This is a genomic window from Burkholderia sp. Bp8992, from assembly GCF_003853705.1.
Classification (GTDB): Bacteria; Pseudomonadota; Gammaproteobacteria; order Burkholderiales; family Burkholderiaceae; genus Burkholderia.
In genome coordinates this window covers 22,696-42,968 of sequence record NZ_QTQI01000026.1, presented here as the reverse complement: position 1 = coordinate 42,968, position 20,273 = coordinate 22,696, and the positions used below count along the sequence as shown (strand labels likewise).

18 protein-coding genes and 1 tRNA gene are annotated in these 20,273 nt (G+C 67.6%); 11 read left to right on the top strand and 8 right to left on the bottom strand.

Translation table 11 applies throughout. The annotated features are described in order from the left end of the window. Positions 1 to 3: 3 nt before the first annotated feature. Positions 4 to 756 (top strand): bifunctional 2-polyprenyl-6-hydroxyphenol methylase/3-demethylubiquinol 3-O-methyltransferase UbiG, encoded by a 753-nt coding sequence (locus DIE03_RS30025; protein WP_124455852.1) that lies wholly within the window; start codon positions 4 to 6, stop codon positions 754 to 756. Positions 757 to 859: 103 nt separating this feature from the next. Next, positions 860 to 1,453, top strand: coding sequence for a nuclear transport factor 2 family protein (locus tag DIE03_RS30020; RefSeq protein WP_124455851.1), 594 nt, complete (start codon positions 860 to 862; stop codon positions 1,451 to 1,453). A 30-nt stretch (positions 1,454 to 1,483) separates the two neighbouring features. On the opposite strand, the gene rtcR is transcribed toward DIE03_RS30020, so the two are convergent. Further along, positions 1,484 to 3,100, bottom strand: a complete 1,617-nt coding sequence (gene rtcR, locus DIE03_RS30015) for an RNA repair transcriptional activator RtcR (RefSeq protein WP_124455850.1) — start codon at positions 3,098 to 3,100, stop codon at positions 1,484 to 1,486. A 335-nt stretch (positions 3,101 to 3,435) separates the two neighbouring features. Here rtcR and DIE03_RS30010 point away from each other — a divergent pair. From DIE03_RS30010 to DIE03_RS29990, 5 genes are all read left to right on the top strand, one after another. After that, positions 3,436 to 3,508: transfer RNA gene (locus DIE03_RS30010), tRNA-Phe, on the top strand. Between the two features lie 258 nt (positions 3,509 to 3,766). Then, the gene (locus DIE03_RS30005) at positions 3,767 to 4,906 is read left to right on the top strand and encodes a slipin family protein (RefSeq protein WP_124455849.1); all 1,140 of its coding nucleotides are present in this window, start codon (positions 3,767 to 3,769) and stop codon (positions 4,904 to 4,906) included. A 61-nt stretch (positions 4,907 to 4,967) separates the two neighbouring features. Further along, positions 4,968 to 6,191, top strand: coding sequence for an RtcB family protein (locus DIE03_RS30000; RefSeq protein ID WP_124455848.1), 1,224 nt, complete (start codon positions 4,968 to 4,970; stop codon positions 6,189 to 6,191). Between the two features lie 55 nt (positions 6,192 to 6,246). Then, complete coding sequence (locus DIE03_RS29995; RefSeq protein ID WP_124455847.1) at positions 6,247 to 7,062, top strand: nucleotidyltransferase domain-containing protein; 816 nt, start codon at positions 6,247 to 6,249, stop codon at positions 7,060 to 7,062. A gap of 234 nt (positions 7,063 to 7,296) precedes the next feature. After that, positions 7,297 to 8,448, top strand: a complete 1,152-nt coding sequence (locus tag DIE03_RS29990) for a DUF1176 domain-containing protein (RefSeq protein ID WP_185658251.1) — start codon at positions 7,297 to 7,299, stop codon at positions 8,446 to 8,448. 9 nt (positions 8,449 to 8,457) lie between these two features. Here the strand turns inward: DIE03_RS29990 and DIE03_RS29985 are convergent, their stop codons facing one another. Then, positions 8,458 to 9,126 carry an O-methyltransferase gene (locus DIE03_RS29985; protein WP_124455846.1) on the bottom strand — a complete coding sequence of 223 codons (669 nt, stop codon included), beginning with the start codon at positions 9,124 to 9,126 and terminating at the stop codon, positions 8,458 to 8,460. 149 nt (positions 9,127 to 9,275) lie between these two features. Here DIE03_RS29985 and DIE03_RS29980 point away from each other — a divergent pair, with 149 nt between their 5' ends. Then, complete coding sequence (locus DIE03_RS29980) at positions 9,276 to 10,571, top strand: O-acetylhomoserine aminocarboxypropyltransferase/cysteine synthase family protein (RefSeq protein ID WP_124455845.1); 1,296 nt, start codon at positions 9,276 to 9,278, stop codon at positions 10,569 to 10,571. A gap of 162 nt (positions 10,572 to 10,733) precedes the next feature. Next, positions 10,734 to 11,459, top strand: a complete 726-nt coding sequence (locus DIE03_RS29975; protein WP_124455844.1) for a ZIP family metal transporter — start codon at positions 10,734 to 10,736, stop codon at positions 11,457 to 11,459. Positions 11,460 to 11,473: 14 nt separating this feature from the next. Here DIE03_RS29975 and DIE03_RS29970 read toward each other — a convergent pair whose 3' ends face one another. Further along, positions 11,474 to 11,977 carry a hypothetical protein gene (locus DIE03_RS29970; protein ID WP_124455843.1) on the bottom strand — a complete coding sequence of 168 codons (504 nt, stop codon included), beginning with the start codon at positions 11,975 to 11,977 and terminating at the stop codon, positions 11,474 to 11,476. A 66-nt stretch (positions 11,978 to 12,043) separates the two neighbouring features. Continuing rightward, on the bottom strand, positions 12,044 to 12,319 hold the full coding sequence (locus DIE03_RS29965) for a DUF4148 domain-containing protein (RefSeq protein ID WP_124455842.1): 276 nt from the start codon (positions 12,317 to 12,319) through the stop codon (positions 12,044 to 12,046). Between the two features lie 314 nt (positions 12,320 to 12,633). On the opposite strand from DIE03_RS29965, the gene DIE03_RS29960 reads away from it, so the two are divergent. Further along, positions 12,634 to 13,794, top strand: a complete 1,161-nt coding sequence (locus DIE03_RS29960) for a porin (protein WP_124455841.1) — start codon at positions 12,634 to 12,636, stop codon at positions 13,792 to 13,794. A 202-nt stretch (positions 13,795 to 13,996) separates the two neighbouring features. Here DIE03_RS29960 and DIE03_RS29955 read toward each other — a convergent pair whose 3' ends face one another. Further along, positions 13,997 to 14,392 carry a hypothetical protein gene (locus tag DIE03_RS29955; protein WP_260434976.1) on the bottom strand — a complete coding sequence of 132 codons (396 nt, stop codon included), beginning with the start codon at positions 14,390 to 14,392 and terminating at the stop codon, positions 13,997 to 13,999. Between the two features lie 140 nt (positions 14,393 to 14,532). Between DIE03_RS29955 and DIE03_RS29950 the strand changes: the two genes are divergently transcribed. Further along, positions 14,533 to 14,820 carry a DUF4148 domain-containing protein gene (locus tag DIE03_RS29950; protein WP_124455840.1) on the top strand — a complete coding sequence of 96 codons (288 nt, stop codon included), beginning with the start codon at positions 14,533 to 14,535 and terminating at the stop codon, positions 14,818 to 14,820. A gap of 79 nt (positions 14,821 to 14,899) precedes the next feature. On the opposite strand, the gene DIE03_RS29945 is transcribed toward DIE03_RS29950, so the two are convergent. Genes DIE03_RS29945 through DIE03_RS29935 form a run of 3 tightly spaced genes read right to left on the bottom strand, consistent with a single transcriptional unit; the run spans position 14,900 to position 20,228 of the window. Then, positions 14,900 to 16,336, bottom strand: a complete 1,437-nt coding sequence (locus DIE03_RS29945) for a heavy metal sensor histidine kinase (RefSeq protein ID WP_124455839.1) — start codon at positions 16,334 to 16,336, stop codon at positions 14,900 to 14,902. Beyond that, positions 16,333 to 17,016 carry a heavy metal response regulator transcription factor IrlR gene (gene irlR / locus DIE03_RS29940; RefSeq protein ID WP_006490455.1) on the bottom strand — a complete coding sequence of 228 codons (684 nt, stop codon included), beginning with the start codon at positions 17,014 to 17,016 and terminating at the stop codon, positions 16,333 to 16,335. Before irlR ends, DIE03_RS29945 begins: the two co-directional genes overlap by 4 nt. After that, positions 17,016 to 20,228, bottom strand: a complete 3,213-nt coding sequence (locus tag DIE03_RS29935; RefSeq protein ID WP_124455838.1) for an efflux RND transporter permease subunit — start codon at positions 20,226 to 20,228, stop codon at positions 17,016 to 17,018. Before DIE03_RS29935 ends, irlR begins: the two co-directional genes overlap by 1 nt. Positions 20,229 to 20,273 lie beyond the last annotated feature (45 nt).

Sequence of the window (20,273 nt, the reverse complement as noted above, 5' to 3'; positions counted from 1 at the left end):
CGCATGACGCCCGCAGACCCGGACCGCCTCTACACCGACCCGCGCCTCGTCTCGGTCTACGACCTGTTCAACGCGGGCGATCAGGACTTCGCGTTCTATGCCGCCGTGATCGGCGCCGCGCCGCGGCGCATCCTCGATCTCGGCTGCGGCACCGGCACGTTCGCGCGCCGGCTCGCGGCGGCCGGGCATGACGTTATCGCGATCGACCCGGCGCCGGCGATGATCGAGTACGCACGACGCCAAGCGGGCGCCGACACCGTGCGCTGGCTCGCATGCGAACTCGGCAGCCTGCCGCCCGGCGCGCCGTTCGATGCGGTCGTGATGACCGGGCACGCGTTCCAGTGCCTGCTGACAGACGATGAAATCGACGCGACGCTGCATGGCGTGCGACGCGTGCTCGCCGATGGCGGCCGCTTCCTGTTCGACACCCGCAATCCGCGCGTCGAGCCGTGGCGTGCATGGACGCCCTCGCAGTCGGCAAGCAGCGTCGAATCGCACGACTTCGGACGCGTCGATCTCCATCACGCGGTGCGTGCGGTGGACGGCGCGATCGTGACGTTCGACACGCACTACCGCTTCCGCCGCGACGACACGCTCCTGACGAACACGAGCCGGCTGCGTTTCATCGCGCAACCCGAACTGCTCGCACGCGTGGCGGCAGCCGGTTTCGCGTCGGCCGAGTGGTGCGGCAACTGGCAACGCGCACCGTTCGACGAAGCGACCAGCGCGGAGATCATCGCGATCTGCCGCGCGTGACGGCGCTTTTATCCAGCACGCATCAGCCCACGACAGGCAGCGTATCCACCGCATACGCATGCCGGATCGTGCGGCCCGATTTTCCGACACTGGAGGTTCGACCATGCCCTTCCCGCTTCATCCCGCGACGATTCGCGCGCTGCTCGAATGCTATCTGCGCGCGAAAGACCTGAACCATCCGCCACTGATCGCCGAGTGCTTCGCGGCCGATGCCGAGCTGAGCTTTTCGCTCGCGAGCGACGATATCGATTTTCCGCCGCGCGTGACCGGCGCGTCTGCCATTGCGCGCACGCTGGTCGAGGAATTCGGCGAGCGGTTCGAGCAGTGCCGGACCTATTACGTCTGCACGGAACCGGAGGTCGACGCGCATGGCGTCAGCCGCATGCCGTGGCTCGTCGTGATGCGGCAGAAGGACAGCGGCGCGCTGCGGATCGGGCATGGCACGTATCGCTGGCAGTTCGCGGGTGATGACGCAAGCGAAGACGTCGCGCGAATTGCCGCGCTGCATATTCATATCGCGCGGATGGATACGGTCGACGATCCGCAGTCACTGAAGCTCGGCACGCTGCACGCGGCGTTCGGATATCCGTGGCTGCCGGCGCATGCGTTCGCGAGCGGACTTGCGGATATCGCGGCGGCTCACCCGGATTGGGGATTCCTGGCACCGTTTCACGACGCGGCGACTGCGGCAGCCTGACCAATCGCGCCAGCCGCGCCACCGCGTTCGTCACGCCCCATCGAGCGCCTGCCGCACGCCCTCCCAATCGAGCCCGAACCGCGCGAGATACTTGCGCAGCCGGTCCGCATCGTTCGGTTGCTTCTTGCTCTGCCGCGACACTGCGAACAGCGTGCGCCCGGCTTCCGACAGGCTCGCCGATTCTCGGCACACGTCGAGCACGCGTTCGAGCTGCGCACGGTCGAACAGGTCGAGTTCCGCCGCACGCGCGCCGAACACTGCGTCGACGCACGTGTCGACCGCCCCCGCGCCCGCCGGCGACGACCACGTGCGCGTCAGCCGCTCGACTTCCTGCTCGGCGAGTTCCTCGGTAATCCGCCCCGCATCGGCCAGCGTCGCCATCCGCGTGACCGACGCCGACAGTTCGCGGAAGTTGCCGGCCCACGCCGCGCGCGGCGACGCGGCGAACGCGAGATAGCGCCGCTTCGCCTCCACGTTGAAACGCACCTGCTCGCCCTGCTCGCGGCCGAAGCGGTCGAGTTCGAATTCGAGGTTCGGCTCGATGTCCTCGCGGCGTTCCGCGAGCCCCGGCAATTCGTACGTCCATAGATTGATCCGCGCATAGAGATCCTCGCGGAACGTGCCGGCCGCCACCATCTGCAGCAGGTCGCGATGCGTGCCCGCGATCAGCTCGAAATCGCTGGTCGCCTCGACGTCCGCGCCAACCGGCAGGAAGCGCTTCTCCTCGATCGCCTTCAGCAGCATCGCCTGCTCGTCGAGCCCGAGTTCGCCGATCTCGTCGAGAAACAGCAGCCCGCCGTCGGCCGCGCGCAGCAGCCCCGCGCGCGCCGTCTGCGCGCCCGTGAACGCGCCCTTCACATGCCCGAACAGCGTCGACATCGCCGCGTCGCCGCGCAGCGTCGCGCAGTTGATCTCGATGAACGGCCCCGCGAGCCGATGGCGGCCGCGCTTCAGCTCGTACACGCGCTTCGCGAGAAACGACTTGCCGGCGCCCGTCGGGCCGACCAGCAGCATCGGTGCGCGCGAACGCACGGCCACGCGCTCCAGTTGCTCGATCAGCGCGTTGAAGCGCGCGTTGCGCGTCGCGATGCCGGCCTTCAGGAACGACACCGTTTCGTCGCGCTCGCGCGTGAAGCGCTGCGCGATCCGGTTGTAGCGCGACAGGTCGAGATCGATCACCGAGATCGTGCCCGGCCCGCTCGGCCCCTCGTCGGTCCGCTGCGGCGGCCCCGTCTGAACGAGGCGCGCAGGCAGGTAGCGCGCTTCTGCCAGCAGGAACCAGCAGATCTGCGCGACGTGCGTGCCGGTCGTGATGTGGATCAGGTAATCCTCGTGCTCGAGGTCGAACGGATACGCGCGTGCGAAGTCGTGGAGCGTCGCGTAGACCTCCTCGAAATCCCACGGGTCGTGGAGCGTGACCGGCGTGAGCCGCACGTCGGTCTGCGGCGACAGCCGCGCAAGATCGTCCCGCACCTGGTTGGCGAGACGCGTGTAGTCCTGCGGATGCAGCAGTTCGAGCCGGTCGATCGGCAGGTCGGGCTGCTCGCACAGCGAAATCGTCGGCCGCCATTTGCGGTAACGGCGCGGCGCGCGGCCGCCCTGGTCGAGCACGGTGCCGAGGAAACCGATGGCGACGGTCTTTCGCATATTTATCTCATGGGATAAGAAGCGATCTCATTGTATCGGATTCCCTGGATGACATATCCACAGAGCATCGCCCCAAAGAAACCCGCCTCGAAAAATCCCCTTTACTTTCAATGAATTAAAAATATTCAACGCGCAAACACGCCCACTGGCACGCTCCTCGCTAAATAGAAGACGCCGGATGTCCCGCTGGCCCGCGAGCCAGGGTTCAACAAGCCCTGCTGGTGCGCCGCCGCCGAACCTCGTTCGTCGCGGCAGCGCATGCCGCCATGGACAGATGAAGGCAAAGGGGCGCGCGCCAGGATGCCTCGTCCGGGTTCGAATCCCGGAGCGCCCATTGTTCGGAAGCTCAGTCAGGTGGAGCAGCCGGCGAAAGCCGGCCGGTGGCGGGTTCGAATCCCGCTCGAACACTGTCCGCAAGGACAGTCTCGTTATGAAAGCAGTACCCGCCGGTGCGGGCCGACAGGCCCGCCGCGCGTCGGACCGGTTGCGGTTCCGCGCGATCGGCCGGGCGGCCGCACGGCCGGCGCGAAGGCGCACGACGACGCGATGCAGGATGCGTCGCCGTGCACTTCGACGCCGGGCCGGCGCGCCGCCCGCCCGGTTGCGTCGCACCGCGATCCGCACGATGCGCGTCACCCGGCGGTCATTGAAAAAAAGGACAAGAATATGTGGATGCGTCATGTAGTGAAAAAGAACGAACGCGCGCTGCTGATGAGCGAAGGCGATTTCGTGAAGGTGCTGGAACCGGGCGTGTTCAAGGCCTTCGATCCGTTCAAGCGCCTGTCGGTGCAGACCGCGCGTCTCGACGCGCCGCTCGCCGACGCCGCGCTGGCCGACTACCTGCGTCACGACGCACCGGACGTGCTCGCGCGGTACTTCGTCGCGATGGATCTCGCCGACGACGAAGCGGGCCTGCGCTATGAAGACGACGTGCTCGTCGAGATCCTGGCGCCCGGCACGCGCCGGCTGTACTGGCGCGGCCTGGCCGCGCACCGTCTCGAACGCGTCGACCTCACGCAGGACAGCCTGCTGCCGGCCGCGCTCGTGAAGCGCATCGCGCAACCGGCGCTGCGGGCGCGCGGCGTGGCGGGCCTGACGGGCGTGCTGCTGGCACAGGTGCCGGCGTACCACGTCGGTGTGCTGAAGATCGACGGCAAGATCGAGCGGTTGCTGGACGCGGGTACCTCGGCGTTCTGGCGCTTCAACCGCGACGTCGCGGTCGAGCTCGTCGACCTGCGCCTGCAGGCGATCGAAGTCGGCGGACAGGAAATCCTGACGCGCGACAAGGTCGCGCTGCGGCTGAACCTGTCGGCGACGTGGTGCTATGCGGACGTGCTGCATGCGTTCGGCCAGCTGCAGAAGCCGGTCGAGCACCTGTACCGCGAGTTGCAGTTCGCGCTGCGCTCGGCGGTCGGCACGCGCTCGCTCGACGAGCTGCTGGAGGACAAGCAGTCGATCGACGAGGTCGTGATCGCGCAGGTGCGTGCCCGTCTCGGCGATTCGGGCGTGGACGTGCGCAGCGTCGGCGTGAAGGATATCGTGCTGCCGGGCGACATGAAGACGATCCTCGCGCAGGTGGTCGAGGCGGAGAAGTCCGCGCAGGCGAACGTGATTCGCCGCCGCGAGGAAACGGCGGCGACGCGTTCGCTGCTGAACACCGCGAAGGTGATGGAAGAAAACCCGACCGCGCTACGGCTCAAGGAGCTGGAAACGCTCGAGCGCGTCGCGGAACGGATCGATCGCATCTCGGTGTTCGGCGGCCTCGACCAGGTGCTGAACGGACTCGTCAGCATCAAGGGCGCGTAATGCAGGACCCGGCGCGGCACACGCGTGTCGCGCCGGACGATCGAATGAATCAGGTGAGCAAATGAATCGCATGGATTATCAGGTAATGGAACTGGCGAACGGCAAGCCGGTGAAGATGTGGACGCAAGGCGTCGCCGTCGAGGACGAAGCGCGCGCGCAGCTGCGCAACACCGCGCAGATGCCGTTCGTCTTCAGCCACATCGCGGTGATGCCGGACGTCCACCTCGGCAAGGGCTCGACGATCGGCAGCGTGATTCCGACGAAGGGCGCGATCATCCCGGCCGCGGTCGGCGTCGACATCGGCTGCGGGATGATGGCCGCACGCACGACGCTGACGGCGTCCGACCTGCCGGATTCGCTGGGCGGGCTGCGCAGCGCGATCGAACGCGCGGTGCCGCACGGCCGCGCGCCGGGCCGCCGGGATCCGGGCGCGTGGGGCGATCGCACGCCGGCCGCCGTGACCGAATCGTGGAAGTCGCTGCAGCCGGGCTTCCAGCGGATCGTCGACAAGTATCCGAGGCTGGAAAAGACCAACCACTACGCGCATCTCGGCACGCTCGGCACCGGCAACCACTTCATCGAAGTGTGCGTCGACGAAGCGGACCACGTGTGGTTCATGCTGCACAGCGGCTCGCGCGGCGTCGGCAATGCGATCGGCAGCCTGTTCATCGAACTCGCGCAGGCCGACATGCGCCAGCACATCGCGAACCTGCCGGACCGCAACCTCGCGTATTTCACCGAAGGCAGCCGGCACTTCGACGATTACGTCGAAGCGGTCGGCTGGGCGCAGGACTACGCACGGCGCAACCGGCAGGCCATGATGGACGCGGTGATCGCTGCGGCGCGCGGCGTGATCGCGAAGCCGTTCGCGGTCGACGAGCACGCGGTGAACTGCCACCACAACTACGTGCAGCGCGAACGCCACTTCGGCGAAGACGTACTCGTGACGCGCAAGGGTGCGGTGTCCGCGCAGAAGGGGCAGCTGGGGATCATTCCGGGCTCGATGGGCGCGAAGAGCTTCATCGTGCGCGGGCTCGGCAACCCGGAAAGCTTCTGCTCGTGCAGCCACGGCGCGGGCCGGACGATGAGCCGCACCGAAGCGAAGCGCCGCTTCACGGCCGACGACCAGGTGAAGGCCACGCAGGGCGTCGAATGCCGGAAGGACGCGGGCGTCGTCGACGAAATCCCGATGGCCTACAAGGACATCGACGCGGTGATGGCGGCCCAGCGCAGCCTCGTCGAAGTGGTGTACACGCTGCGCCAGGTGGTGTGCGTGAAGGGATAGCGCGGTGCGCGGCCGATGGCCGGCGGCCGCGCGCGAAGAAAGGGAAACGACAACCATGAAAACGGAAAACACCATGACGCCCGTGCGCAGCGCGCATCCGGTCGCCCCGGCCGTGCGGGCGCGCGTGATGGCGGAACTCGCGGAAGTCGAGCGCCGCCACGACGTGAGCGTGCTGTTCGCGTGCGAATCGGGCAGCCGCGGCTGGGGCTTCGCGTCACCGGACAGCGACTACGACGTGCGCTTCGTGTACGTGCATCGGCGCGACTGGTACCTGAGCGTCGAAGCGCAACGCGACGTGATCGAGCGGCCGCTCGACGACGAGCTCGACGTGAGCGGCTGGGAGCTGCGCAAGGCCTTGCAACTGCTGCGCCGCTCGAACCCGACGCTGCTCGAATGGCTCGACTCGCCGGTCGTGTATCGCGAAGATGCACGCTGGGCGCCGCGGCTCCGGTCGCTGGCGGCGGCATTCTTCTCGCCGGTGCGCGGGCGCCATCACTACCTCGCGATGGCGAAGAAGAACTTTCGCGGCTATCTGCAAGGCGACACCGTGCGTTACAAGAAGTACCTGTACGTGCTGCGGCCGCTGCTCGCGGTGCGCTGGATCGACATGGGGCTCGGCATGCCGCCGATGCGCTTCGCCGATCTCGTCGATGGCACCGTGCACGAGCTGGCGGTGCGCATGGAACTCGATGCGTTGCTCGCGCTGAAGATGCGCGCGAACGAAAGCGAGTACGGGCCGCGCCGGCCCGCGATCCACGCGCTCGTCGAGTCGATGCTTGCCGATGCCGAACACGACCGCGAATACAAGCGGCCGTGGGGCGACGTGGCGATGCTCGACACGTTCCTGCGCGACGTGGTCGACTGTCGCTGAAAGACGGACGGCGCGGTGCCTGCGGGCATCGCGCCGTCGGTCCATCTGCCGCTGTTGCCGGCCGGCCGGCAACACGCGTACCCGCCTGCGACGGGTCGTGACATCGATCGCACTTCGCGGCAGCGGTATACTTGTTGCCGTTCGCGTCGTTGCACTCGACCTGCACCGCTTGCTGACGATGCGCTTGCAGTCCGGCATCTTCCGCCCGCCCTTTCACCGTCGATACGAACCGTCATGCCGCACCGTTTTCCGCTTGCCCTCGCCGTCCTCCTCGCCGTTTTCCCGATCGCTGCACAGGCCCGCCCGCTCGCGCGGCCGCCGGTGGAGCGCGATTTCAAGAGCTGGTCGGTCGTCTGCGACAACGGCAATCGCTGCGTGGCCGAAAGCCATGCGGACGATATCGACGATGCCCGCCCCACGCTCATCCTGCGCTTGACGCGCGATGCCGGCCCCGATGCGCAACCGTCGCTCGACCTCTACGCGTCGGCGCCGCTGGACCTGCGTACCGCACGCGTCGACGGCCGCCCGTTCGACGCGGTGCCGGCGCAATGGCATGCGTTCGGCGACAAGAGCGACGACCAGGCACACCCGTTCCGGGTCCGCACGAACGATCCGGCGACGGTGGCCGCCTGGCTCTCCGCGTCGCGCAACGCACAAGCGCTGAGCTTCGGCGATCCGGCATCGGCGCACACCGCGCGTACGCCGTTGTCGGGATTGAATGCCGCGCTGCTGCTGATCGACGATACGCAGGGCCGCATCGGCACGGTCACCGCGCTGCTGCGCCCCGGCACCAAGCCTGCGTCGTCGGTGCCGCCCGCACCGGCGCTGCCGCCCGCGGTCACGCCGGCGCCGCCGCCCGTCGCGAACCTGTCGGCGGCCGAACAGCGTCCGCTCGTCGACGCGGTGCTCGCAAAATTCGGCGCCGACGTGAAGCAATGCGCGGCCGACGTCGAAGACGAAATGTCCGCGGCCGATCGCAGGAAGGCGTCGAGCGCCGTCGCGATCTCGGCCGACGAGGCGCTCGTCGCGATCCCGTGCCAGACCAGCAGCATGTATAACCACACCGACCTGTGGTATCGCATCCGGCGCACCGCACCGTACGCGCCGACGGCGATGAACTTCGGCGAGAACGCGAACGCAGGCCTCGATTCGGCATCGTTCCCGAACGAACTGACCGATGCCGGCTACGATCCGGCCAGCGCGATGCTGTCGAGCAAGGTGCGGTTGCGCAGTGCCGGCGATTGCGGCTCGACCGCGTCGTGGATCTTCGACGGTCGGCGCTTCCTGCTCGACGACATCGCGACGCACGGCACCTGCAACGGGCTGTTCCAGGACCAGTGGCCGCGCCTGTACCGCCGCGCCGACGCGGCCGCCAGCGCGCACTGACGCGTCAGGTCACGCGCCGACGATCGAGATCGAGAACCCGTCCCAGCCCTTCTGTCCGACCGTCTGCACGGCCGTCGTCGTGAGCGCCGGTTCAGCCACGAGGCGTGCGAACCCGGCGCGCACGCCGACCACGTCGGGCTCGCGATTGTCCGGATCGGCCACGCGCCCGCCCCGCACGACGTTGTCGACGACGATCACCGTGCCGGGCCGCGACAGCTTCAGCGCCGCGTCGAGATAGACCGCGTTGTTGTCCTTGTCCGCATCGATGAAGATGAAATCGAACGGTGCCTCCCCGGCGTCGACGAGCCGCGCGAGGCTCTCCTTCGCGCTGCCCACTACCACCGACACCGCCTCTGCGAACCCGGCGTGCGCGATGTTCCGCGTCGCGACCTTCGCATGCTCGGGATTCAGCTCGAGCGTCACGAGCGTGCCGCCGGGCGGCAATGCGCGCGCGAGCCAGATCGTGCTGTAGCCGCCGAGCGTGCCGACTTCGAGGATGCGGCGCGCGCCGCGGATCGTCGCGAGCAGCTGCAGCAGCTTGCCCTGGTTCGGCGCGACGTTGATCGCGGGCAGCCCGGCCGCGTCGCTTGCCGCCAGCGCGGCGTCGAGCGCATCGTCGGACGGCACGAGCGTCGCGGAGAAATACGCATCCACCTGGTTCCACTGGTCCTGATCCATCGCGCACCTTTCGTCTGCGGGAAAAGGGCATTCTATGCGCGACGCCCCCATAAGCAACCAACCATTCGTTCTAAGGAACGCAGCGCACGTGCTCCTATAATCGCCCGACGGCAGGACCCTCGACCTTCACAACAACAAACGGAGCACCCATGACCGATCAGGCCAATCCGAACTGGCGTCTCGAAACCATCGCCGTGCACGGCGGTTATCGCCCCGACCCGACCACGCGCGCGGTCGCCGTCCCGATCTACCAGACCGTTGCATACGCATTCGACGACACGCAGCACGGCGCCGACCTGTTCGACCTGAAGGTCCAGGGCAACATCTATACGCGGATCATGAACCCGACCACGGACGTGCTCGAGCAGCGGATCGCCGCGCTCGAGGGCGGCATCGGCGCGCTGGCGCTGGCATCGGGCCAGTCCGCCGTCACGTACGCGATCCAGACGATCGCCGAAGCCGGCGACAACATCGTGTCCGCGAGTTCGCTGTACGGCGGCACCTACAACCTGTTCGCGCACACGCTGCCGCAGTACGGGATCACCACGCGCTTCGCCGATCCGCGCGACCCCGCGTCGTTCGGACCGCTGATCGATGCGCGCACGAAGGCGATCTTCGCGGAATCGGTCGGCAACCCGCTCGGCAACGTCACCGACATCGCCGCGCTCGCGGAAGTCGCGCATCGCCACGGCATCCCGCTGATCGTCGACAACACGGTGCCGTCGCCGTACCTGCTGCGCCCGTTCGAGCACGGCGCGGACATCGTCGTGCACTCGCTGACGAAATATCTCGGCGGGCACGGCACGAGCCTCGGCGGCGCGATCGTCGATTCCGGCAAGTTCCCGTGGGCCGACCATGCCGACCGCTTCAAGCGGCTGAACGAGCCGGACGTCAGCTACCACGGCGTCGTCTATACGGAAGCGTTCGGGCCGGCCGCCTACATCGGCCGCGCGCGCGTGGTGCCGCTGCGCAACATGGGCGCGGCGATCTCGCCGTTCAACGCGTTCCAGATCCTGCAGGGCATCGAGACGCTGGCATTGCGTATCGAGCGGATCAGCGACAACGCGCTGAAGATCGCGCAGCATCTCGCGCGCCACGAGCACGTCGAGTGGGTGAACTATGCGGGCCTGCCCGATCACCCCGACCATCCGCTCGTCGCACGCTACCTGTCGGGCCGCGCGCCGGGCATCCTGACGTTCGGCGTGAAAGGCGGCCGCGACGGCGGCGCGAAGTTCCAGGACGCGCTGAAGCTGTTCACGCGGCTCGTCAACATCGGCGACACGAAGTCGCTCGCGACGCACCCCGCGTCGACGACGCACCGGCAGCTGTCGCCGGCCGAACTCGCGAAGGCCGGCGTGAAGGAAGAAACGGTGCGGCTGTCGATCGGCATCGAGCATATCGACGACCTGCTCGCCGACCTCGACCAGGCGCTCGCGCAGCTTTGACCGGAACGGGCGTGCCGGCCGACCGGTGCGCCCCGCGTCAAATGCCTTGACCTTGAAGCGGCTTCAAGGTGTTCAATCGCCGGTTGATGCCGGGGCGACGCCCGGCGCGTACGATCGTGCGACGCAGCCTGCGCTGCGGCACGCCAACCGCCGAGGGGCCTCATGACACCGACCGCGAAGCTTGCGCTGCTCACGTTACCGCCCGTGCTGGCGGCCTGTTTCGGCGCCCTCGCGGCCGCGTGGCGTGCGCCCGGCCCGAAGACGTCGAGCGTCATCCAGCATTTCGCCGGCGGCATCGTGTTCGCGGCCGCCGCGCTCGAACTGCTGCCGCAAGACCGCGCGCATGCGCTGTTTCCGGTCGTCGTCGGGTTCGTGCTCGGCCTCGCGCTGATGCTCGCGATCCGCGCGCTGTCGGGCGCGATCGAGACGCGCTTCGAGGAAACGCGGCTGCCCGTGAGCCTGATCGTCGTCACCGCGATCGACCTCGTCGTCGACGGCCTCGTGCTCGGCATCGCGTTCTCGGCCAGCGACGAAAGCGGCATCATCCTGACCGTCGCGCTGACGCTCGAAGTGCTGTTCCTCGCGCTGTCGGTCAGCGCGGCGCTTGCCGCCGCAGGCATCGGCCGGCTGTTATCCATTGCCGTGCCGGTCGGGCTCGCGGCGCTGCTGAGCCTCGCGGCCGTGGCCGGCAACGCCGCGTTTGCCGGCCTGCCGGCGAACCTCTACGCGGCGCTGCTCGGGCTCGGCACTGTCGCGCTGCTGTACCTCGTGACCGAAGAACTGCTGGTCGAAGCCCACGAGGTGCCCGAAACGCCGTTCGCAACGGCCGCGTTCTTCATCGGCTTCATCGTGTTCTTCCTGCTCGAAGGGTCGGTGAAGGCCGGATAAGCCGTACGCGCCGGCTACCACGTCGTCGCGCCCGTCGGATACGTATCGACGATACGCATGCCGTTCACGGGCGTGACGCCCGCGTTGCGCAACGCGGCCCACAGGTCGATCGCATGTTCGCGCGACTTGCGGCTGCCGTCGTCTGTCAGCACGTTCAGTGCGATGACTTCATCGCGCGTCGTCAACTGCAGCTGTTCCTTCAGCTTGCGCGACTGATGCGATGCGGTACGGACATCGCCGAGCACGATCCGCTTCTCCGTCATCGTCGACTCGCTTCCGGCATCGGCCGGCACGAACGTCAGCCGGCCGTTGCCGACCTCGCATTGCCCTCGCGTGAACGTCGCGGTCCACGCGCCGGCGGGCACGGCCGCGAATTCGCAGCGCATCCGCTCGTTCGCACGGCTGCCGACGTCATGGGCGGGCGCGTGCGACAGCGCACGTTCCGGCCAGCCGGCCGCCATCGCCGTCGTCGACATAAGACACGCCGCCAGCACGATTCCTTTCGCGATATTGCGCATGACACGCTCCTTTCCACATATGGATACGGCCGACGCGCATCGCGCCGCCCGGCCGTGAATGAACGATCAACGAACCGCAAAACGGTTGTCGTGCGCATCGACCATCGGCGCCTGCTCGCCGCGGTGAACAGTCGAGCGATGAATGTCCTGATTCCGCGCGATAGCAGCCGGGCTCGTCGGGTAATCGTGATTCGGGCTCGGGATCACGCCGTCGTGGCGCGCGCGCACCAGTTCCTGACGCACTTCCTGCCGAGTCCTGGATTGGGCGGCCACCGCCTGTGAGAAGGCCGCAATCGATAGTGCGGCAACTGCGACGGCGATCACCGGGCGCGGAATGTTCATGTTGCTTGCTCCTTGCTGGAAATCCGTGACGGGAGCGTTCACTTTGAGCCGGCGCCGGTGCGGAATCGTGATCGCAGCATGACGGTTTCGTCACCGCCCCCTCATCCCCTTCATCGCAGTCCGAATGAAATTTATCGCTCGATGCAGCACACATGACACGGCGATGACATTTTTCTCATTTGTCGCTCACCTCCACGATCCGAACGCTTTCCAGAATCGCCAGCGCGATCGCGATATTCCGGCCTGCCACCACAGGCTCCGCGCCGGCATCGAGCGATCCACGAAACGATCTTCTTGAACTTCAGGGGCACACCATGAAAACTCCAGTTCGGCTCGTCATGATGTCGGGTACGCTGCTCGCGGCCGCCCATGCGGCGCATGCGTCGGAAGTCACGCTGTACGGCCTGTTCGATACGTCGCTCACCTACGTGTGGAACGCCAACGCGGACGGCAGGAATCTCGTCGGCCTCGGCAACGGCAATCTGCTCGGCAACCGCTTCGGCGTGAAAGGCGCGGAAGACCTGGGCGGCGGGCTGAAAGCGATCTTCACGCTGGAAAACGGCTTCAACCCGAACACCGGCGAACTCGGCCAGGGCAAGCGGATGTTCGGCCGGCAGGCGTTCGTCGGCCTCGAAAGCGCGCGCTGGGGCACGCTGACGCTCGGCCGCCAGTACGACGCGCTGGCGGACGTCGCATGGCCGGTCACCGGCGACTTCTACTTCGGCAGCGTGTACGCGACACCTGGCGACGTCGACAACTACGACACGTCGTCGCGCACCGACAACGCGGTGAAGTACACGTCACCCGTGATCGGCGGATTCCAGTTCGTCGGCATGTACGCGCTCGGCGGCGTGGCCGGCAAGAGCGGTGCGGGCCAGACCTGGTCGGCCGGCCTGTCGTACAGCAACGGCCCCGTCGACGTCGCGGGCGGCTACTATTACGCGGCCAACCGTTCAGCGCTCGCCGACGGCATCCGCACCGGCTGGAACGGCACGTCCGACGGCACGTTCGACGGATCGCTGGTCAACGGCGGCTACATTTCCGCGAAAGCGATCGGCATCGCGCGCGGTGCGTTGCGCTACAACTTCGCGCCGTTCGCGGTGGGCATCGACTACAGCAATGCACTGTACAAGGCCGACGCGATGTCCGCGTTCCGCAGCACGCAGAAGTACGACACCGCGCGCGGCTTCTTCAACTATCAGGCAACGCCCAGCCTGCTCGTCGGCGTCGGCTACAGCTACACGCGCGCCCGCGGCGATACGGGCGCGACCTACCATCAGGTGTCCGCCGGCGCCGACTACGTGCTGTCGAAGCGCACCGATCTCTATGCGGTCGGCGCGTGGCAGCGCGCGAACGGCGAACAGCGCACGCTCGACGGCGGCACGCAAACGGCGCAGGCATCGATCGGCTCATACGGCTACGGCGGCACACGCACGCAGGGCATCGTCAACCTCGGGTTGCGCCACCGGTTCTGAGCGCAGCGGCCAGCCCGGCTCGCTGCGTGACGAAAATTTCATGTTGCGATCAGGTTCGCGATGCGTGATGTCGCTACGATCGGAACGGTAACGGGCTATGCCCGTTCCCACCCACGCAGCGGGTCGTTGTCGCACGGCGACGATCACGCGTTAGGCCCGGACTCGTCGAGTACCGGGCCTTTTTTTGTCGCACGGCCGACGATCACGGTGCGGCATTGCGTTGCGGGAACAGGCACGCATGCGTTTTCACATACAGGTTCGGATTGCCGCAGCGATGGCCGGCATAGTCGATCTGCTCGCCGGGCATCAGGTCGACCGGCATCGGCTTGCGTGCAGCGGCCGGCGCGGCTGCGGTGGTGCCGGAACGTGTCGATGCGCAACCCGCGAACAGCGGGACGATCAGGACTGCGATCAAGGCTAGACGGATGGCGGGACAATCCACTTTTCGATCCGGAACGAGAGTCTGAACAGGGCCGCCCGCTTTCCATGTTGCTGCCGCGGACGGCACGAATACCTTCGGCGCTGTCGGCCAACGGCAGACTTCATGTTCCGCTTCCCGCTCATCGCGCCCGTGACGCGAACATGACGGTTGCGTCATGTCGGTCAGGTCCCAACGACACGCTGCCTGCTTGCGCAATCTGACGGTTTTTTCATCTCGCGATCACGGTCACGCACGGCTGCTTTCGCATACTGGGTCCATGGTTCGCCACCCGGCGACCTGATCAAGGAGAGCACTCGATGAAAACGGCAAAACTCGCAGCACTGTTCGTCACCGCCACGCTGTCGCTCGGCATGGCCGCGCAGGCCGCATTCGCGGAAACGCAAACGCAGGGCAAGAGCCGCACGCAGGTCGTCAACGAACTGAAACAGGCGCAGCACGACGGCGTCGTGCCGGCCGGCAAGACGCAATACCCGCCGAGCGGCGAAATGGTCGCGCGCAACAAGGAGCTTCACGGGATTTCGGTGCATGGCGGCGAGAAGAAGCCGCAGGCCGATAACCACGACAACCTGACCGCGCGGCAATGACGCTCGGTCACGCGACCGTGGGCAGCGCGCCGCGCGCGGCCGCCTCATGGCGAACGCGCGCGCGTGCCCGCCCGCGATGTCAGGTGCTGATGGCCGCCGGCCGGTTCGGCTCGGCCGGCCGGCGCGGAAAGCGCAGCCAGAACGTCGTGCGCCGGCCGGGATCGCTGTCGACGCCGCACTCGCCGCCGTGATTGTCCATGATCGACCGGACGATCGCGAGGCCGAGCCCCGTGCCCGACGCGGAATTGTGCCGCGACGGATCGACACGGTAGAAGCGCTCGAAGATCCGCCCGACATGCTCCGCGGCAATGCCGGGCCCCGTATCCGACACGGCGATCGTCGTCGCGCCGCGCTGCTCGACGCAATCGATCGTCACGACGCTGCCGCGCGGCGCATAGGTCAGCGCATTCGACAGCAGGTTGCTCAGCGCGCGCTGGTACAACGTCAGGTCCGCATCGACCCACGCGTGACCGTCGACCTTCATCGTCACGCCTTCGTCTTCCGCCAGCGACTCGTAGTAGCCGGCCACCCGCTCGGCCTCCTCCGCCGCATTCAGGCGCCGCACGCCGATTGACGTGCCGGCTTGCTCCGAGCGCGCGAGAAACAGCATGTCCTCGATCATCCGCGACAAGCGCTGGTATTCGTCGATGCTCGACTCGATCACGTTCCGGTATTCATCCGCGCTGCGCGGCTGCGACAGCACGACCTGCGCGGCGGCCTGCAGGTTCGTGAGCGGCGTGCGCATGTCGTGCGCGAGATTCGACGAGAACTGGCTCAGCCGCGTAAACGACTCGTTCAGCCGCTCGAGCATCCCGTTGAATGCGTGCTCGAGCTCCTTCAGCTCGCCCGACGTATCGAGTTCCGGCAGCGGATGGGCCAGCCGGCTCGTCGACATCTGCTCGGCGCGCGCCGCGAAGCGCCGCAGCGGGCTCAGCCCGAGCGCCGCGATGCCATACGCGATCGCGGCCGCGAGCACCACGCCGAACACCTCGATCACGACGATCGTATAAGCATGCGTGCGCAGCAGCAGGACGTCGGCGCTGCGGTCGTACTGCACCGCGACGCGCACCGCGGGCGCGCCGGCGCCGCCGCTGCCGCCGGCGAGCGGCACGGTCGTCACCAGATACTGATGCCGTGCGCCGGGCGGCGCGACGCCGACCGGCACGCGCCCTGCATTCAGCGACATCAGCGGCGCATACGGGCGGAAGCCGGGCGTGCCGACGAGGCGCGTGCCCGTGGCGTCGAAGATCGCGAGATCCATGTTCGGATGGCCGTGCAACTGGTCGATCCAGATGTCGGGGTTGCGCGCGACATCGGCCGTCGTGCGCGCCTCGGCCAGGTGCGCACCCAATGCGGCGGAAATGCCGGCCATCTGTTCGGCCGCCGTCGTCTCGACGCGATTGCTCAGCGCTTCGTAGAGTGCGACACCGCTCGACGCGAGGATCACCGACGTCGACAGGACGATCAGCGTGGTCAGGCGTCCACGCAGCGTGCGCGGCAGCAGGCGCGCGATCATGCAGCCGCGCCGCCGCGCGCTTCGAGCACGTAGCCCATCCCGCGCACCGTGTGGATCAGCTTCGGTTCGTACGCGTCGTCGATCTTCGAGCGCAGTCGCCGGATCGCCGAATCGACGACGTTCGTGTCGCTGTTGAAGTTCATGTCCCATACCTGCGACGCGATCGTCGCGCGCGGCAGGATCTCGCCTTCGCGGCGCATCAGCAGCCACAGCAATGCGAATTCCTTCGCGGTCAGCAGGATCGTGTCGCCCTGCCGGGTGGCCTTGCGGCGCGTCAGGTCGAGTTCGAGATCGGCCACGCGCAGCGTGTTCGAGTCGCGCGGCTGGCCGCGCCGCAGGATCGACTTGATGCGCGCGGTGAGTTCGACGAAGTCGAACGGCTTCGCGAGATAGTCGTCGGCGCCGAGCTCGAGCCCCTTCACGCGATCGCCGACGTCGTCGCGCGCGGTGAGGAACAGCACGGGCGTCGACTTGCTGCGCCGCAGGTTCTGCAGCAGCGTCCAGCCGTCCTGCCCCGGCAGCATCACGTCGAGCACGAGCAGGTCGTACTCCTCGGTCTCGGCCTGGTGCTGGCCCGTGATGCCGTCCTCGACCCAGTCGACGACGTAGCCGGCCTCGGTGAGGCCCTTGCGCAGGTACGCGCCCGTCTTCGGTTCATCCTCGACAATCAGAATTCGCATCACGCATTACCCTTGAAGAAACCCAGCCGGCGCAGCACGCCCGCGCCGAGGGCGCCGCGCAACACCGCGCGCCACGACACCGCATGGCTGACGCGGTAGAGCACGGGCAGCACCAGCAGCGTCAGCGCCGTGGACGACAGGATACCGCCGATCACGACCGTCGCGAGCGGGCGCTGCACCTCGGCGCCGGTGCCGGTCGCGAACGCCATCGGCAGGAAGCCGAGCGACGCGACCAGCGCGGTCATCAGCACGGGCCGCAGTCGCGTGAGTGCGCCGTCGCGCACGGCAGCGTCGAGCGGCACGCCTTCGTCGCGCAGGTTGCGGATGAAGGAGATCATCACGAGACCGTTGAGCACGGCGACGCCCGACAGCGCAATGAAGCCGACCGCCGCGGTAATCGACAGCGGAATCCCGCGCAGCCACAGCGACACGACACCGCCGCTCAGTGCAAACGGAATGCCGGTGAACACGAGCAGCCCGTCCTTCACGTTGTTGAACATCACGAACAGCAGCACGAACACCATGAACAGCGCGAGCGGCACGACGAGCTTCAGGCGCTCGCTCGCGCTTTGCAGCTGCTCGAACTGGCCGCCCCACGACACCCAGTAGCCGGCCGGCACGCGCACGTCCTGCTGCAACAGCTCGCGCGCATCGGCGACGAATGAACCGACGTCGCGGCCGCGCACGTTCGCGCTGACGACCACGCGCCGCTTGCCGTCCTCGCGGCTGATCTGGTTCGGGCCCGGCGCGACGTCGATCGTCGCGAGTTCGGCCAGCGGCACGTACGGTGCCGCCGCGAGCGGCGCGCTGGCGCCGGCGGCCGGCACGGGCAGCGCGATCGGCAGCCGCTTGATCGCCTCGATGTCCGAGCGCAGCTCGTCGGGCAGCCGCACGACGATGTCGAAACGGCGGTCGCCCTGGAACAGCGTACCGGCCTTCTGCCCGCCGACGGCCGCGGCCACCGAGTCCTGCAGGTCGGCGACGCTCACGCCGTAGCGCGCGAGCTTGTCGCGGTCGAGGTTGACCGTCAGCACCGGCAGGCCAGTGGTCTGCTCGACCTTCACCTCCGACGCGCCCGGCACCTTCTGCAGCGCGGCCGCGATCTGTTCGCCGGTCTGGTTCAGCACGGCCATGTCGTCGCCGAAGATCTTCACCGCGACGTCGCTGCGCACGCCCGAGATCAGCTCGTTGAAGCGCAGCTGGATCGGCTGCGAGAACTCGTACGCGTTGCCCGGCAGCTCGGCGAGCGCCTCCTCGATCTCGCGCACGAGCTGGTCGCGCGGCTTCTTCGGGTCGGGCCACCGGTCGGCCGGCTTCAGCATGATGTAGCCGTCCGACAGGTTCGGCGGCATCGGGTCGGCGGCAATCTCGGCCGTGCCGGTACGCGCGAACACGCGCTCGATCTCGGGGAAGCGCGCCTTCAGCGTCTTCTCGATCGACTTCTGCATCTCGACCGACTGCGACAGGCTCGTGCCGGGAATCCGCAGTGCGGAGACAGCCAGGTCGCCTTCGTTGAGGCTCGGGATGAACTCGCTGCCGAGCCGCGTGGCGAGCCCGAGCGTGACCAGCACGATCGCGCCGGCACCGATCATCACCCGCGCCGGGCGCGTCATGAACGCGGCGAGCACCGGTTCGTACGCGCGCCGCGCCCAGCCCATCAGCCGGTTCTCCTTCTCCTCGACACGCTCGCCGATGAACAGCGCGACGGCCGCGGGAATGAACGTGACGGTCAGCACCATCGCGGCCGCGAGCGCCATCACGACAGTGATCGCCATCGGGTGGAACATCTTGCCTTCGACGCCCGTCAGCGCAAAGATCGGCAGGTACACGACCATGATGATCAGTTGCCCGAAAATCAGCGCCCGGCGCGCCTCCTGCGACGCACCGAACACTTCCGCAAAGCGCTCGTCGCGCGTGAGCGGCCGGCCGGCGGCCGCCTGCGCATGCGCGAGCCGCCGCACGCAGTTCTCGACGATCACGACCGCGCCGTCGACGATGATCCCGAAGTCGAGTGCGCCGAGGCTCATCAGGTTCGCACTCACCTTCGCGTTGACCATGCCGGTGAAGGTCATCAGCATCGACAGCGGAATCACCAGCGCGGTAATCAGTGCGGCGCGGATGTTGCCGAGGAACAGGAACAGCACGGCGATCACGAGGATCGCGCCTTCGAGCAGGTTCTTCTTCACCGTCGCGATGGCCTTCTCGACGAGCACCGTGCGGTCGTACACGGGAATCGCCTTCACGCCGGCCGGCAGCGTGCGGTTCACGTCCTCCATCTTCGCGGCGACGGCCTTCGACACCGTCCGGCTATTCTCGCCCATCAGCATGAAGACGGTGCCGAGCACGACTTCCTCGCCGTCCGACGTCGCGGCACCGGTGCGCAACTCGCGGCCGATGTCGACCACGCCGACGTCCTTCATCCGCACCGGCACGCCGCCGACGTTGGTCAGCACGATGTTCGCGATGTCGTCGACGCTGCGCGCCTGGCCCGGCACGCGCACGAGATACTGCTCGCCGCGCTTTTCGATGTAACCGGCGCCGACGTTGTCGTTGTTGCGTTCCAGCGCGCGCACGACGTCGGCGAGTGTCAGCCCATATGACATCAGCTTCGCCGGGTTCGGCGCGACACGGTATTCCTTCACGTAGCCGCCGATCGAGTTGACCTCGGTCACGCCGCGCACGTTGCGCAACTGCGGCCGGACGACCCAGTCCTGCAGCTCGCGCAGGTCGGCCGCCGTATAGCGCGTGCCGTCGGGCTTGCGCGCGGCGGCGTCGGCCTCGACGGTCCACAGGTAGATCTCGCCGAGGCCCGTCGACGTCGGCCCCATCGCGGGCGCGATGCCGGCGGGCAGCTTGTCCTTCGCTTCCTGGATGCGCTCGTTGACGAGCTGCCGCGCGAAGTAGATGTCCGTGCCGTCCTTGAAGATCACGGTGACCTGCGACAGCCCGTAGCGCGAGATCGAACGCGTCTGCTCGAGGCCCGGCAGCCCGGCCATCACGGTTTCGACCGGATAGGTGATGCGCTGCTCGGCCTCGAGCGGCGAATAGCCGGGCGCGGACGTGTTGATCTGGACCTGCACGTTCGTGATGTCGGGCACCGCGTCGATCGGCAGCTTCTGGTAGCTGAACACGCCCAGCGCGGCCACGGCCGCGATCGCCAGCATCACGAGCCAGCGGTGCGCAATCGCAAAGCGGATCAGGCGCTCAAACATGTCGGGATTCCTTGAAACGGGGAACGGTCGCCCGCACCGGGCGGG